The organism is Neobacillus sp. DY30, from assembly GCF_030123065.1.
In the GTDB taxonomy this organism is placed as follows: domain Bacteria; phylum Bacillota; class Bacilli; order Bacillales; family Cytobacillaceae; genus Neobacillus.
This window is the reverse complement of record NZ_CP126093.1, coordinates 2,079,174-2,093,335: the sequence shown is the minus strand read 5'-3', so window position 1 is coordinate 2,093,335 and position 14,162 is coordinate 2,079,174. Positions and strand designations below refer to the sequence as shown.

The following is a 14,162-nucleotide window of genomic DNA, read 5'->3' as shown; positions in this document are numbered from 1 at the left end:
ACTGATTTTACTAAAAAATAGACCATCTGACAAGCAAATGGCCTACTCTTCTTCTGACTCAGTAGATTCTTGTTGATATTCCTGATACCGTCTGTGGACGGTTGCTTTAGAAATATTATATCCAAATCCTCTTAATGTAGCGGCAATCTCTGAAAAAGTTAATTTGTTTTTTCTCAGTCGGACAATTTCTTCTACAGGTACTTCTATTTTCTCGCGACCAGAATTGGATTCGAGATTTTTTAGATTTTCTTCAGGCTTGTATCCCTGAGCGACGGCTCGTTTCATTCCACGTTTGATTTTTATATTATGTAACTTTCGCTGATATTCTTCGACCATCCCAACGATCTTTAATACCATTGAATCACTTTCGGATAACTGTAGCTCACCATTATGAGAAATACTATAAAGTTTCACGTCTTCTTTTAATATACAATGCAAGAGGGCAATCTTTGCATTCCCTCTTCCGAGTCTCGTTTCATCTTGAATTAACACGGCATGTATATTTTTTTGTTTCAATAAATCTAATAACTCCAGGATTCCGTCTCTTTCTAGTTCATAACCACTAGCCTGTTCTCTGATAATGGAGACAACATTAAAATGATATTGACTTGCAAGTAGCGTGAGCTCCTCTTCTTGTCGCTTTAATGACGTTTCCTGGGTTTCTTTGTTTGTGCTTACCCGGCAGTAAATAATCGCATTCACCATCAGACTTTATTCCCCTGCAGCGCTGGCATATTCAGTCATAGACCCAACTTCATAGTTTACTGGTATAATTAGTTCTTCCCCAGGGAAAATCTTATCTCCCTCAATTTCATTATGGTGCTTAACCCAGCTGATAAATTCATCATTCGAGAAAGAATGCTGGCTGGAATATTGGTTAGAGATTTTCCAAATAGAGTCCCCTTCCGAAACAGTAATAGTAAGGAAGGTTTCTGTTTCTTCCGTATTAAAACGCAATGATAAACTAAAAGCTACTAAGCAGCTCAAGATGATTAATAAAATCGCATAAGAGTATCTGTCCCATATTTTTTTCATACTATAACCCCTATTCAGAATGTATGTTCGTTTTATTTGTTTTCATTATAGTTCGAACACCTGTTTGTTGTCAATAAAAATTCGAACTTATGTTTGTATAAAATATACGAACATGCTATAATAAAGGTAAATATTACATAGGGCGAGGTGTATCTATATGACAAAAATATCTAAGCGCCAGCAGGATATCCTTGAGTTTATTAAAGGGGAAGTAAAGAAGAAAGGGTATCCGCCATCCGTTCGAGAAATTGGTGAAGCAGTAGGACTTGCCTCTAGTTCTACCGTCCACGGTCATCTAGCACGTTTGGAAAGCAAAGGACTAATTAGACGAGATCCTACTAAACCAAGAGCGATTGAAATCCTAGAAGTAGATGAAACTGCTCATATCCCAAGAAATAATGTTGTCAATGTACCGGTTGTGGGTAAAGTAACTGCAGGTCTTCCAATTACCGCCATCGAAAACGTTGAAGAGTTCTTTCCACTTCCTGAAAGTCTAGCACCTGCAGACGAGCAAGTATTTATGCTAGAGATCATGGGTGAGAGTATGATAGAAGCTGGAATTCTCGATGGAGATTACGTAATCGTAAGACAGCAGCCAACTGCGAACAATGGAGATATCGTTGTGGCGATGACTGAGGAAGATGAAGCGACCTGTAAAAGATTTTTTAAGGAAAAAGATTATATTCGCTTACAGCCTGAAAACTCAACCATGGATCCGATTATCTTAAGGAATGTTTCTATTCTTGGAAAAGTAATTGGGGTTTATCGACATATACATTAATCTTAAAGAGTACAATTCGAGTTACGAATTGTACTCTTTTTTTATCATGCTTCATTTAGACCTGATTGATAGTAGTAATCATCAGTGGCCGATTGGATGTCCTATTTAGACTATAACCCCTTTATTTCATCTTGCCTTGTCCGAATCAATACTACAATTTTAATATTATTTTATAATTTTCTTGCATTTCATACAAAAATGTGTATATTTACTCATTCTAACTAGTTTCCACTATTTGTATAATGGTATTACACCATGATTTTACCTTAGGTCCAAAAAACTAGGCTTAAGGAGTGTGGAAAAAGTGTTGAATGACATTATTTTCTCGATGGTTATTGGTGGTACAGTTGGGATTGTCGGGCATGTTCGAAAGCACGGAAAAATAATTATGCCCAGGAAAACAAAGAGGTTTATCTATTTAGGTTTTTTAGAAGAGTTGCTTCTAGGTGCTGTCTCAGCTCTCCTCATAATGATTTACACAACTCCAAATTCAATGGTTGAAACTGTTTTTCTATCGGCCCTTGCTGGAATTAGTGGTGATATTATACTAACTAATTTTAGATCACTCACCGAAAATAAAGAAAAAGAATCATGAACGCAATAGCCCAGATTGGAAGATTATCCATCCTGGGTTTTTTCTATTTTCGCATTCCCTAAAATTCTGTCATCTGAACCCTCCATGATTACCACTTTTCTATTTTTACTCAAAAAACGGTCATCATGAATTGTTATAACATAAAAAAACCCGGTAAGGACTCGCGTCCAAACCAGGTTACTTAATTTTAGTACATGCTCATATATTGTTCGCGTTCCCAAGGGTGAACAACGGTGCGGAACATATCCCATTCGATTTCTTTTGCTTCAATAAAGTGTTCGAAGATGTGCTCTCCTAAACCAGATATAATCACTTCATCAGACTTTAATAGGTCTAATGCTTGAGCTAGAGTTGCTGGAAGATCGATGATTCCTTCTTCGATTCTTTCTTCTTTGCTCATTACATAGATGTTGCGGTCAACTGGAGCTGGAGGAGTTAATTTGTTCTTGATTCCATCTAAGCCAGCTTTTAATAGAACAGCCATTGCTAGGTATGGGTTAGCAGCTGGGTCAACGCTTCTTACCTCTACACGAGTACTTAAGCCGCGAGAAGCAGGGATACGAATTAATGGTGAACGGTTTCTAGCAGACCATGCAACATAGCAAGGTGCTTCATAGCCAGGAACTAGACGCTTATAAGAGTTTACTGTTGGATTCGTTACCGCCGTAAAGCTTGGTGCGTGCTTTAAGATACCAGCGATGAATTGACGAGCTGTATCACTCATTTCTAAATCACCAGTTGGCTCGTAGAATGAATTAGCGCCATCTTTAAATAATGAAAGATTCATGTGCATTCCGGAACCGTTCACTCCGTATAATGGTTTTGGCATAAACGTAGCGTGTAAACCGTGCTTACGAGCAATTGTTTTTACTACTAATTTAAATGTTTGGATTTGGTCACAAGCTGTTAACGCGTCCGCATATTTAAAGTCAATTTCATGTTGTCCTGGTGCTACTTCGTGGTGAGAAGCTTCAATTTCAAAGCCCATTTCTTCTAATTCTAGTACGATATCACGACGGCAGTTTTCACCTAAATCTGTTGGTGCGAAATCGAAGTAACCGCCTTGGTCGTTCAACTCTAGTGTTGGCTCACCTTTTTGGTCTAATTTGAACAAGAAGAATTCTGGCTCAGGTCCTAAGTTAAAGTTCGTGAAACCTAACTCTTCCATTTCCTTTAATACTCTTCTTAAGTTGTTACGAGGATCTCCATCAAATGGCTGTCCTTCTGCCGTATAGATATCACAGATTAAACGTGCTACTTTTCCTTTTTCAGCTGTCCACGGGAATACCACCCAAGTGTTTAAATCTGGATATAGATACATATCAGATTCTTCGATACGTACGAAACCTTCGATAGAAGAACCGTCAAACATCATTTTATTATCAAGAGCTTTTTCTAACTGACTGATAGGAATCTCAACGTTTTTGATAGTTCCTAGAATATCAGTAAATTGTAAACGAATAAATTTAACATTTTCCTCTGCTGCCAACCGCTTAATATCTTCTCTAGTAAACTTTGCCATCTTTATTACCTCCAAAATTTAATTAGTGAAAAAATCGTGACATATCCCCTTGCCTTAGTGACGAACGATTGAATCTTCCAGCCTGCTGTAATTCTTGACGGAGTAAATTCCTTAACTGTTCGTCTGTTAATTCCTGCTTGGCTTTTTCAGCCTGCTGCTGGATAACATTCGCCTGTTGTTCTCTGACCAATAACAGCTGTTTAATACCAGCCATATTTATTCCTTGATCAATGAGATCCTTAATTTCTAATAGTCTATCAATATCGTTTAAGCTAAAGAGTCTTCTATTCCCATCTGTTCTAGCTGGAGAAATCAATTCGTGCTCTTCATAGTAACGGATTTGTCTAGCTGTTAATTCTGTTAGCTGCATGACCGTTCCAATTGGAAATAGTGGCATTGAGCGGCGTAATTCTTTTCCACTCATTTAATTTCTCCTCTCCTTTTGCTGATTTATAATGCTATTATATTTCGTGTCAGAAAAGATGTCAATCTTATGTTAGCTTTTCTTACATGGTTTTTTCATTAAAAAAGAAAGGAAAACTGCTTTCGTTATCCTTTGCATTTTGCCCTAGTTTAATTCAATCAATTTTTTCTCGATTAAAGAATCTACAGCAATACAAACGGCCATTTTAACATGTGAATAGGTTAACCCACCTTGGACATAGGCCACATATGGGGGTCTAATCGGGCCATCAGCAGTTAATTCAATACTCGCTCCTTGAATAAACGTTCCAGCCGCCATAATTACATCGTCCTCATACCCTGGCATATATGCCGGATACGCAGTAACATGTGAATTAATTGGCGAGGCAAACTGAATCGCCTGGCAAAAGGCAATCATTTTTTCTTTATCATCAAATTGAACAGATTGAATTAAATCCGTGCGATTTGCATCCCACTTCGGTGATGAATTCATTCCTAATTTTTCTAATAGTGCTGATGTAAAAACAGCACCCTTCAATGCTTGTCCGACTACATGCGGCGCTAAAAAGAAACCTTGATACATCTCCTGCAGGCTGTAGAGTGAAGCTCCAGCTTCTGCACCGATACCTGGTGATGTCATGCGATACGAACAGGCTTCTACGTATTGTTTTTTACCTACGATATACCCGCCTGTTTTCGCAATTCCTCCACCTGGGTTTTTAATTAGTGACCCCGCCATTAAATCAGCACCTACATGACATGGCTCTAATTCTTCAACAAATTCCCCGTAACAGTTGTCCACAAAAACCACGACATCTTCTTTTATTTCTTTTACAAAGGAGATCATTTCTTTGATTTCAGCGATTGTGAAAGATGGGCGGGTTGCATACCCTTTTGAACGTTGTATTCCAATCATTTTCGTATTACTTTTGATTTTAGAGGCAACGACATCCCAGTCAATTCTTCCTTCTTCTGTTAGTGCTGCACTATCATAAGAAATCCCAAATTCCTTTAAGGAACCAACACCATTCCCCCGGATGCCGACAATTTCTTCCAGGGTATCGTACGGTTTCCCGGTAATATAAAGCAGTTCGTCTCCAGGACGCAAAATCCCAAATAACGCTATTGAAATTGCATGTGTTCCAGAGATAATTTGAGGACGGACTAAGCCCGCCTCACCGCCAAACACATCTGCATAAATCAATTCTAATGTATCTCTGCCAATATCGTCATACCCGTACCCTGTCGAAGGGATAAAATGAGAATCACTGACTCGGTGCTTTTGGTAACTTTTCAATACTCGAAATTGATTGGATTCAATTCTTTCGTCGATTCCTTTATGTATGGAGGCAATTTGCTGCTCTACACTCTTAGTGATCTGTTGAAGCTTTTCCCCATTTCTTAACTGTTGAAACATGCTGTTACTCCATTCTAGTTTTATATTTCTCTAATTGTCCGGAAATTTGGTGGTCAGGAAGAGAAAATCCTCGACATTGATAAAGCTCTTTTACTTCATCAAAGACAAGTTCCCTGACAATCGTTTCATTCTTTAATTGTGCGAGCAGTTTCCCCTCTGTTGAAGGAATACTCACATGATATTGATCCATCATTTCAATGATGACTTTTTCGATTTTTCTTTTTAGTTCATTGCGGTCCTCTTTATCATAGGCGCTTATGAAGATTAGAGGCGTGTTCGTTGTTGGTACAAAGTCAGGATGTTTAATATCTCTCTTATTATAAACAGTAATCTGCGGAATGTCTTTTACTTCTAAGTCTTCAAGCAGTTTATTAACTGTTTTTTCATGCTGGAAATAATCCGCATTGGCCATATCGACTACATGCAAAAGAAGGTCCGCTTCTTTCACCTCTTCTAGAGTCGAACGGAAGGCGGCAATCAGCGCTGTTGGCAAGTCTTGAATGAATCCAACTGTATCTGTTATTAAGGTTTGATACCCGCTTGGTAAAACAAGTTTGCGTGTCATTGGATCCAAGGTTGCGAATAATTGATTTTCTTCATAAGAATCTGCTTCGGAAAGTCGGTTAAAAAGTGTGGATTTACCTGCATTCGTATAACCAACAATCGCGATTTGGAATGTTTTGTTTTTCTTTCTTCTTTCCCGGTAACGATCTCGGTGCTGAACAATTACACCTAGCTGGTTCTTAATATCATCAATTCTTCGACGGATATGACGGCGGTCAGATTCTAACTTTGTTTCCCCCGGCCCTCTTGTTCCAATACCAGCCCCTAATCTTGATAAAGCGGTTCCTTGACCGGCAAGACGCGGCAATAAGTATTGAAGCTGTGCCAATTCCACCTGAAGTTTACCCTCTTTTGATCTTGCTCTTTGTGCAAAAATATCTAATATAAGCTGAGTCCGGTCAATAATGCGGGCGTTTAATTCAGAAGCGAGATTTCTTTTTTGGCTTGGTGATAATTCATCGTTAAATATTACCAAGTCAGCCTCGACTTCATCGACAAGGGCTTTTAATTCTTCTACTTTCCCTTTTCCTATGTATAGAGCAGGGTGAATCCGCTCTCGTTTTTGAGAAACAGACATCAGAACTTCACCCTTAGCGGTTTCTGTTAAGGAAGCAAGTTCTTCCATTGAATATTGGAAACGACTATCATCTAATGTTTGCGTTTGGCAGCCAACTAAGATAGCTTTTTCTAAGCTCACTTCTTGTTCCATACCAACACCTCTTTTTCATAAATTCTTTCCTTATCATACCAAAAATGATGAAAATCCCCTAATCTAAAGCGGATTTTTTAATTTTTATCTTGATTAATTTTACTTCCGTGTTAAAATCTTATTGTTTACAGAGAATTAAAAAATAAAAGTATTTTTTCATCGAGGGGAAACGAACATGACATGGGATGTCTTAAGTATTATTGGAACGATTGCTTTTGCAGTCAGCGGAGCCATTGTTGCGATGGAAGAAGAGTATGATATATTAGGGGTTTATATATTAGGAATTGTAACTGCTTTTGGCGGCGGAGCAATTCGGAATTTATTAATTGGTGTCCCCGTTTCCGCACTATGGGAACAAGGGATGTTTTTTCAAATTGCCTTATTATCGATTACAGCTGTGTTTCTGTTTCCAAATAATCTCTTGCGTCATTGGCAAAAATGGGGAAACTTTTTCGATGCCATCGGCTTATCTGCATTCGCCATTCAAGGTGCCATTTACGCAGCCAATATGGATCATCCGATAAGCGCAGTTATTGTCGCTGCAGTCTTAACTGGAATTGGCGGAGGGATTATTCGCGACTTACTTGCTGGGAGAAAGCCAGTCGTTTTAAGAGCGGAAATATACGCAGTATGGGCGATACTTGCAGGTCTTATGATCGGGTTAAAAGTTGCCGTAAGCCCATGGGAGTTATACTCTTTATTTGTACTCATAACAGCTCTACGGGTGGTTTCTTATACATTCCATTGGAAACTGCCATCGAGAAGACTAGGTGCACATTAATAAATCGACGGAATACGTTCCGTCGATTTTTTTGTACTATGAGTCTTCTTCGAAGATTAAATCATTACTTCGCAGTGTCATCAATTCATGTTTGTCAAAGCTGTTTTGCAATAGGAGCCGCATCGCTTGAGCACGAATGGACTTTTCAATAATATTACGAACATATCGCCCATTCGAAAAGCTATTTGGACTGAGTACCGCTTTGACCCAAATTAAATGATCCTTCAGCTTCTTTTCCGCCTCATGACTTAAAGAATATTCTCTCTCATCGAGCATGCGGCTTGCAATTTCCATCAATTGCTCAATACTGTAATTCGGAAAGTCAATTACGAGCGGGAAACGGGAATGGAGCCCAGGGTTTAGTGTTAAGAAATAATCCATCTCCCGGGAATATCCAGCCAAAATTAGAATAAATTCATGCTGTTTATCCTCCATATGTTTCACGAGCGTATCAATCGCTTCTTTTCCGAAATCCTTCTCCCCGCCTCGTCCTAATGAATACGCCTCATCAATGAACAGGATTCCCCCCTGCGCTTTCTTAATGAGATCTCTTGTTTTTTGTGCGGTATGTCCTATATATTCCCCCACGAGGTCCGCTCGTTCCGCCTCAATTAGATGCCCTTTAGACAGAACATTCATTTTTAAAAAGAGCTTGCCAATTAATCGTGCTACTGTTGTTTTTCCTGTTCCCGGATTCCCTTTAAACATCATATGAAGAGCTTGTTTTCTAGCCTTCAGTCCCAGTTCTTCACGTTTTTTATTGACATAAATCCAAGCATAAATTTCTTTTATCATTCGTTTCATTTCTTCCATACCCACTAATGCCCCGAGCTCTTCTTCAATTTCCTTTAATGCCGAGTGCTCCGGGGGAATAACCTTTGGAACAACTGGAGGAACAGGCAGCTCTTTCGTTAAGGACTTCCTCTTTTGCGAGTTAAGGGATACTGTTATTTGTCCATTACTTTTCATGCGAATCGGTTGATCCAAAGCCTTCACCTCTCATTCTGCAAACAGTATACGTTAGGCAGCTTTTATCGTTGACTTGAAAAAATAATTGCTCATTTTGACAAATAACGAGAGGAAATTGCTAATAAAGTTCACTCTAATCCTTCTATGCGCTTCCCAAGCAATACTCCTTCATTTATATGTATTCATCATATTTACAATTCATTATTAAAAATAAAAAAGAGTCCATGGATTCCATGGACTCAGATGATAAAGGTGATTATTGGGCATCCAGGTCAAGCTGAACATTTCTTTGTGGTGCAAAGGTTGAAATGGCGTGCTTGTAAACCAGCTGCTGTTTTCCTTCCGATTCAAAAAGGACAGTAAAATTATCAAAGCCTTTAATTTGGCCTCGTAATTGGAATCCGTTTAATAAGAATACCGTTACATGGGTATTATCCTTACGGCACTGGTTTAAAAATTGGTCCTGAATGTTAATCGTGGTTTTCATTTGTATATCCTCCTCTTTTATCTCTACTAATATGTATTCGATTTTACTTGTAGCTTTCCTTCAATGTAATGTGAAATTTCGGTTATTTTTTTTGACAAATTTACGACATCTGTCATGTCAAACCATTTTACTTCCATTTTATTGCGAAACCAAGTTAGCTGTCTTTTTGCATATCGTCTTGAATTTTGTTTTAAATTTTCAACAGCAATCTCTAGACTAACCTTCCCATCCAAATAATCATAGATTTCCTTATAGCCTATAGCCTGAATGGATTGACAATCTCTCAGCCCCTGCTTGTGTAACATACTGACTTCGTCAAGCAGACCTTCCGCTATCATCATGTCGACTCGCATATTAATCCGTTCATAAAGTTTTTCCCTCTCCATCGTTAAACCGATCAGTGCAGTTTCATAAAGAAGGTCAGGCTGTTGATTATTTTGATAGTCACTCATAATCTTACCAGTACAATGAAAAATTTCAAGTGCCCTTATCACCCTTCTTACATTATTCGGATGAATTTGGCTGGCACTCTCAGGATCTACTTTCGTTAACTCCTGATGCAAAGCTTCATTGCCAATTTCCTTTGCCCTCTCTTCAAGCTGCAGCCGAAACGCTTCATCGGCAGGAGCCTCAGAAAACTGATAATCATAGATGACTGATTGAATATATAAGCCAGTCCCGCCAACGATGATAGGCAGCTTGCCTTTTGAAGCAATGTCTGTTATTTTTTCCCGCACCAGCTGCTGGAATTCCGCAACAGAAAAACTCTCATCCGGCTCTTTAATATCAATCAAATGGTGAGGAATTTCTTCCATTTCCTCAGGTTTTATTTTCGCAGTTCCGATATCCATACTGCGGTAAATCTGCATGGAATCACCGCTGATAATTTCGCCATTATACAGTTTGGCCAGTTCAATGCTTAACTTTGTTTTACCAACTGCCGTTGGTCCAATAATGACTAATAATTTCTGTTTTGAATCCAAGATCTTCACACTGCCCTTTTCTCAATTTCCGTGATGGCAGGAACCAAGTCACACTTACATCCTAATATATAACATTAAAAGCAGTTGAACATCAAATAAGTATAATCAAAAATTAACTTTTCTATGCATGTTTTTACAAAGGATTTATTTTATTCCATTTTTGTCTCAATAAAGTTATTTCTTTTACATCTTTACATTCACATAACGTTTCATTTACAAAAAGCGTTTTACCCCCAAACTCATGGTAGTCTTAATCGTAGCTTATTTTGTAGAAAGATAGCTAGTCAGCGTGGCAAGTTGTCGAAAAATAGGAAATTAGGTGAATTGGAATGTTATCAAACTTTGAAATTGGAATCGATTTAGGAACAGCAAATATATTAGTTTATAGTAAAAATAAAGGAATCGCAGTGAATGAACCTTCTGTGGTAGCGATTGATACAGAAACGAAAAAAGTTGTTGCTTTTGGAACAGAAGCAAAAGAAATGATTGGAAAAACGCCTGAAAAAATTGTTGCCATCCGGCCATTAAAAGAAGGCGTTATTGCAGATTATGACCTTACTACAGAGCTTTTGAAGCATATCATGCGAAAAGCTTCTAAATCAGTTGGCTTTGCCGTTCGTAAGCCAAATGTCGTAATCTGTACACCGTCCGGATCAACAAGTGTGGAAAGACGAGCGATTCAAGACGCCGTGAGAAATGCCGGCGCAAAAAAAATCCAGTTAATTGAAGAACCCGTTGCCGCTGCTATTGGTGCGGGAATGCCTGTGGACGAGCCGGTAGCTAATGTGGTTGTCGATATTGGCGGAGGTAATACAGAGGTAGCGATTATATCTTTCGGCGGGGTTGTGTCCTGCCATTCTATTAAAATTGGCGGCGACCGTCTTGATGAAGAAATCATTCAATATGTCCGAAAAGAATATAATGTATTAATCGGTGAACGAACTGCTGAGAATATTAAAATGGAAATTGGTTATGCGTTAATTGATCACGAAGAACTTACCATGGAGGTTCGCGGACGTGATCTAGTGACAGGTTTGCCTAAAACCGTGACACTATCATCCTACGAAATTCGCAATGCGTTAAAAGAATCATTATCTCATATCCTAGAAGCGATTCGGGCAACCCTTGAGGATTGTCCTGCTGAATTGAGCGGTGATATCGTCGATCGCGGTGTGATTTTAACTGGCGGAGGTGCATTAATGAAAGGGATGGAAGAATGGCTGAGCAAAGAGATTTTTGTTCCGGTACAACTCGCTCCGAACCCGCTAGAATCCGTTGCAATCGGAACGGGAAAGGCCCTTAAATACATGCATAAACTGCCAGCTGCAGTGAAGTAATGAGTAATTAATGAATAGGTAAATAAACTGGCTCAGTTCACTTAAGAGCCAGTTTATTTTTCATTACTTTAATTTTTTTAAAAAGGCTGAAATTCTTCATTTATGTCGTTGATAATGGATTATTAACGGTTACCTTTATGTCACCTATAGTTTCAATATGAACTTTTTCTTCCTGGAGAGTTTCTATAACCTCTTTTATTTCTTCATATTGGTTCTTATATATTTCTACATCCTCAAGCAGAGTTGGATGTAAAGTAACCTCAATACGATCTTCCCTTATAGGAATACAAATGGTTTCAATATCATTATTAGTTGCCCCATCTGAATTTACTACCTTTTTCTCAATGATTAACTCCTCACGGCGGACAGGAACCGAAATTTGCTTCTCTTCAGTATAAATTTTCTTATAAACCGTAACGTTAGCTGTATCTATCCACTTTTTACTTACCTGCAGTTCTTCCTTATGTAATTTGATTGTTAAATCATCATTGTGGATATTTGCCTTTTCAGACTGCTCAGACACCATAATCCTCCTCCAAGGAAAAGAGTGAAAACACCTTTTCATTATGGAGGGTGAAAAGGTGTTATTATTATTAGCTGTTATTTATATCTTCAAAACCTGTTGTATCAGAAACAAAGTCAACACTTCCAGTTGTATTAACATTTGCCGTTTCACGTCTAAGAGTTTCCTGAACTTGCTGTGTTTCCTCAACTTGGCGTTTGGAAGCTGAGACTTCCTCAGTTGTTACCGTATATTTGTTTACCTGAACTTGCTCCTGACTGACAGGAATATGGATGGTCTCCTCAGAACTTATCGTTGCATTACTACGTTCGTTCACTGGCGTTCTCTTTATCACAACTTCCTCATGCATAACAGGAACTTCTACAGTTTTTTGTTCTTCTACAACATCTTTTGAAAGGACAACTTCACCAGCATCGACCTTATTTTTCGTAATGTCTAGCTCTTCCTTATGTAGCTCTAGGGAGCCGTTCGTTTGATTATCTTGAGTGCTTGAGCTAGCATTGGTTCCTTGAGTGCTTGAGCTAGCATTGTTTCCTTGAGTGCTTGAGCTAGCATTGTTTCCTTGAGTTCCTGAATTATTTTTGCTGTCTTGATTATTTGTATTTTGTGAATCATCACCAAACATATCAAAAATGTTACCCATAAGAATTCCTCCTCGCAAATTGTTTTAAAGTAATGCCTTTATATAATCTACTCAATAGGTATTTTTATTCTTATGGATTAAGAAAACCTCTTCAAACTTATTATTTGAAAATATCACCCAAAAAAACTTCTATAACCCATTTTTTATTAACTTTTATCGAACAATATAGACGACTGTAATTATTAATTAAATATACCTGAAATTCCTAAATTCCAATAAAAAATGACTATCGTTTTACATGCATTTTGATAGTCATCTTCCCTATATTATTAAGTTTTATGATATATAACTGTACCCGTTGGGAATGAGGGTACTCTTGCCATTACCTTTAAATTTCACTTTGACGCTTTCTCATATTGTTAAAATAAAGAAAAATTGGAAGTGGGATAACAATAAATCCTAAGCTTTTAATAATTTGGTTTTTCGCATTTTCTCTAGCACGGTTCTTTTCATCTTTTACCATTTGGTCATATCTTTCACGAATTTCATCATCTGATAACTTTTGGCTTTCCTCTGTTGGAACCTTGCCATCATGGTAAACCTGTTTAAAATCTTCAAAGTTTTGATAGTAGCCCGGCGGACTGACTAAATCTGCCGCGGCCATAAAAATCGAAATCCCCCCGCCAATCACCATCATAAGTGTTGCAAACAAAACTAAATACGTATAAAGATGACGTATCACTGCTTCTCCCCCCATTTCTTTGTTTTTCGCAGCATAAACGATTACAAAAATAATGATAACAATAGGTAAAAAAGTGCTTAAGATGCCAAATACAAACATTCGGCCACCTCCTTTATCTCCCTCTTATAGTGTAATTTTACACTATCCACCAGCCAAATATAAGTCCTATTCTGAATATTTTTTTCATTTTTGATTTTTAGTAAAGAGGTATGGAAGATTATTGTTCCGTTAAAGGGCAGGTTAATTCAATAATCGGAAGGAAAAAGGTATATAGAAAGGGAACTATTTGATATACCGGATTAAATAAAGGAGAGAAGGCTATGAGTAAATCATTTATTGAACAAGTACATTATATTAGAATTCCTGTAAAAGATTTAGAACTGTCTGCACAATGGTATAGAGATGTATTAGGGCTCCAGTTACTAAACAATACTGAGGAACTTGCAATTTTAAAAGTAAATGAAGGACCTTTCTTACTTATCTTAGTTCCTACCGAAGATGAAACATTTGCACATTTTACAATTGATAATGAACAAGAATTTAGCATTGGCTTTACAAGTCCAGAATTATCTAAATTTCATCAACACTTAAATGATAATCAAGTTAAGGTCGAGGATATAAAAGAAGATAATGGTCATTCCTTTTTCCACTTTTATGATCCAAATGGTAATAAACTTCAAGTACACTGGTAGGATTATAATAAATAAATTA

Annotated in this window: 17 protein-coding genes; 5 read left to right on the top strand and 12 right to left on the bottom strand. The window is 37.8% G+C overall.

Annotated elements, in window-relative coordinates; genetic code table 11:
* Positions 1 to 42 precede the first annotated feature (42 nt).
* Both QNH29_RS10215 and yneA read right to left on the bottom strand, forming a co-directional pair.
* Positions 43 to 702: a YneB family resolvase-like protein gene (locus QNH29_RS10215; RefSeq protein WP_283865583.1), complete on the bottom strand. Its 660-nt coding sequence runs from the start codon at positions 700 to 702 to the stop codon at positions 43 to 45.
* A gap of 9 nt (positions 703 to 711) precedes the next feature.
* Positions 712 to 1,035: a cell division suppressor protein YneA gene (yneA, locus tag QNH29_RS10210; RefSeq protein ID WP_283864675.1), complete on the bottom strand. Its 324-nt coding sequence runs from the start codon at positions 1,033 to 1,035 to the stop codon at positions 712 to 714.
* A 157-nt stretch (positions 1,036 to 1,192) separates the two neighbouring features.
* On the opposite strand from yneA, the gene lexA reads away from it, so the two are divergent.
* Both lexA and QNH29_RS10200 read left to right on the top strand, forming a co-directional pair.
* Positions 1,193 to 1,816, top strand: coding sequence for a transcriptional repressor LexA (gene lexA, locus QNH29_RS10205; RefSeq protein WP_283864674.1), 624 nt, complete (start codon positions 1,193 to 1,195; stop codon positions 1,814 to 1,816).
* A gap of 304 nt (positions 1,817 to 2,120) precedes the next feature.
* On the top strand, positions 2,121 to 2,411 hold the full coding sequence (locus QNH29_RS10200) for a DUF4257 domain-containing protein (protein ID WP_283864673.1): 291 nt from the start codon (positions 2,121 to 2,123) through the stop codon (positions 2,409 to 2,411).
* A gap of 187 nt (positions 2,412 to 2,598) precedes the next feature.
* On the opposite strand, the gene glnA is transcribed toward QNH29_RS10200, so the two are convergent.
* The 4 genes from glnA to hflX all read right to left on the bottom strand — a co-directional run bounded on the left by glnA (position 2,599) and on the right by hflX (position 7,046).
* The gene (glnA, locus tag QNH29_RS10195; RefSeq protein WP_283864672.1) at positions 2,599 to 3,933 is read right to left on the bottom strand and encodes a type I glutamate--ammonia ligase; all 1,335 of its coding nucleotides are present in this window, start codon (positions 3,931 to 3,933) and stop codon (positions 2,599 to 2,601) included.
* Positions 3,934 to 3,955: 22 nt separating this feature from the next.
* Complete coding sequence (locus QNH29_RS10190) at positions 3,956 to 4,357, bottom strand: MerR family transcriptional regulator (RefSeq protein WP_283864671.1); 402 nt, start codon at positions 4,355 to 4,357, stop codon at positions 3,956 to 3,958.
* A gap of 144 nt (positions 4,358 to 4,501) precedes the next feature.
* The gene (locus tag QNH29_RS10185; protein ID WP_283864670.1) at positions 4,502 to 5,773 is read right to left on the bottom strand and encodes a methionine gamma-lyase family protein; all 1,272 of its coding nucleotides are present in this window, start codon (positions 5,771 to 5,773) and stop codon (positions 4,502 to 4,504) included.
* Between the two features lie 4 nt (positions 5,774 to 5,777).
* A complete protein-coding gene (gene hflX / locus QNH29_RS10180) occupies positions 5,778 to 7,046 on the bottom strand; it encodes a GTPase HflX (RefSeq protein WP_283864669.1) in 1,269 nt (422 codons plus the stop codon).
* A 175-nt stretch (positions 7,047 to 7,221) separates the two neighbouring features.
* Between hflX and QNH29_RS10175 the strand changes: the two genes are divergently transcribed.
* Positions 7,222 to 7,827, top strand: a complete 606-nt coding sequence (locus tag QNH29_RS10175) for a trimeric intracellular cation channel family protein (protein WP_283864668.1) — start codon at positions 7,222 to 7,224, stop codon at positions 7,825 to 7,827.
* A 36-nt stretch (positions 7,828 to 7,863) separates the two neighbouring features.
* On the opposite strand, the gene spoVK is transcribed toward QNH29_RS10175, so the two are convergent.
* The 3 genes from spoVK to miaA form a co-directional block, all read right to left on the bottom strand.
* A complete protein-coding gene (gene spoVK / locus QNH29_RS10170; protein ID WP_283864667.1) occupies positions 7,864 to 8,814 on the bottom strand; it encodes a stage V sporulation protein K in 951 nt (316 codons plus the stop codon).
* Positions 8,815 to 9,052: 238 nt separating this feature from the next.
* A complete protein-coding gene (hfq, locus tag QNH29_RS10165) occupies positions 9,053 to 9,283 on the bottom strand; it encodes an RNA chaperone Hfq (RefSeq protein WP_034672853.1) in 231 nt (76 codons plus the stop codon).
* Positions 9,284 to 9,309: 26 nt separating this feature from the next.
* Positions 9,310 to 10,266: a tRNA (adenosine(37)-N6)-dimethylallyltransferase MiaA gene (gene miaA, locus QNH29_RS10160; RefSeq protein WP_283864666.1), complete on the bottom strand. Its 957-nt coding sequence runs from the start codon at positions 10,264 to 10,266 to the stop codon at positions 9,310 to 9,312.
* 329 nt (positions 10,267 to 10,595) lie between these two features.
* Between miaA and mreBH the strand changes: the two genes are divergently transcribed.
* The gene (gene mreBH, locus QNH29_RS10155; protein ID WP_283864665.1) at positions 10,596 to 11,603 is read left to right on the top strand and encodes a rod-share determining protein MreBH; all 1,008 of its coding nucleotides are present in this window, start codon (positions 10,596 to 10,598) and stop codon (positions 11,601 to 11,603) included.
* 100 nt (positions 11,604 to 11,703) lie between these two features.
* Here the strand turns inward: mreBH and QNH29_RS10150 are convergent, their stop codons facing one another.
* From QNH29_RS10150 to QNH29_RS10140, 3 genes are all read right to left on the bottom strand, one after another.
* Positions 11,704 to 12,129, bottom strand: a complete 426-nt coding sequence (locus tag QNH29_RS10150) for a YsnF/AvaK domain-containing protein (protein ID WP_283864664.1) — start codon at positions 12,127 to 12,129, stop codon at positions 11,704 to 11,706.
* A 67-nt stretch (positions 12,130 to 12,196) separates the two neighbouring features.
* A complete protein-coding gene (locus QNH29_RS10145) occupies positions 12,197 to 12,769 on the bottom strand; it encodes a YsnF/AvaK domain-containing protein (RefSeq protein WP_283864663.1) in 573 nt (190 codons plus the stop codon).
* A gap of 328 nt (positions 12,770 to 13,097) precedes the next feature.
* On the bottom strand, positions 13,098 to 13,550 hold the full coding sequence (locus QNH29_RS10140; RefSeq protein ID WP_283864662.1) for a hypothetical protein: 453 nt from the start codon (positions 13,548 to 13,550) through the stop codon (positions 13,098 to 13,100).
* A gap of 221 nt (positions 13,551 to 13,771) precedes the next feature.
* Between QNH29_RS10140 and QNH29_RS10135 the strand changes: the two genes are divergently transcribed.
* Positions 13,772 to 14,143 (top strand): VOC family protein, encoded by a 372-nt coding sequence (locus QNH29_RS10135; protein ID WP_283864661.1) that lies wholly within the window; start codon positions 13,772 to 13,774, stop codon positions 14,141 to 14,143.
* Positions 14,144 to 14,162: the final 19 nt, after the last annotated feature.

Excerpts from the sequence above, each read along its gene's own strand:
- yneA (WP_283864675.1), bottom strand. The coding sequence starts at position 1,035 with ATGAAAAAAATATGGGACAGATACTCTTATGCGATTTTATTAATCATC.
- lexA (WP_283864674.1), top strand. The coding sequence starts at position 1,193 with ATGACAAAAATATCTAAGCGCCAGCAGGATATCCTTGAGTTTATTAAA.
- glnA (WP_283864672.1), bottom strand. The coding sequence starts at position 3,933 with ATGGCAAAGTTTACTAGAGAAGATATTAAGCGGTTGGCAGCAGAGGAA.
- QNH29_RS10190 (WP_283864671.1), bottom strand. The coding sequence starts at position 4,357 with ATGAGTGGAAAAGAATTACGCCGCTCAATGCCACTATTTCCAATTGGA.
- QNH29_RS10185 (WP_283864670.1), bottom strand. The coding sequence starts at position 5,773 with ATGTTTCAACAGTTAAGAAATGGGGAAAAGCTTCAACAGATCACTAAG.
- hflX (WP_283864669.1), bottom strand. The coding sequence starts at position 7,046 with ATGGAACAAGAAGTGAGCTTAGAAAAAGCTATCTTAGTTGGCTGCCAA.
- QNH29_RS10175 (WP_283864668.1), top strand. The coding sequence starts at position 7,222 with ATGACATGGGATGTCTTAAGTATTATTGGAACGATTGCTTTTGCAGTC.
- hfq (WP_034672853.1), bottom strand. The coding sequence starts at position 9,283 with ATGAAAACCACGATTAACATTCAGGACCAATTTTTAAACCAGTGCCGT.
- mreBH (WP_283864665.1), top strand. The coding sequence starts at position 10,596 with ATGTTATCAAACTTTGAAATTGGAATCGATTTAGGAACAGCAAATATA.
- QNH29_RS10150 (WP_283864664.1), bottom strand. The coding sequence starts at position 12,129 with ATGGTGTCTGAGCAGTCTGAAAAGGCAAATATCCACAATGATGATTTA.
- QNH29_RS10145 (WP_283864663.1), bottom strand. The coding sequence starts at position 12,769 with ATGGGTAACATTTTTGATATGTTTGGTGATGATTCACAAAATACAAAT.
- QNH29_RS10140 (WP_283864662.1), bottom strand. The coding sequence starts at position 13,550 with ATGTTTGTATTTGGCATCTTAAGCACTTTTTTACCTATTGTTATCATT.
- QNH29_RS10135 (WP_283864661.1), top strand. The coding sequence starts at position 13,772 with ATGAGTAAATCATTTATTGAACAAGTACATTATATTAGAATTCCTGTA.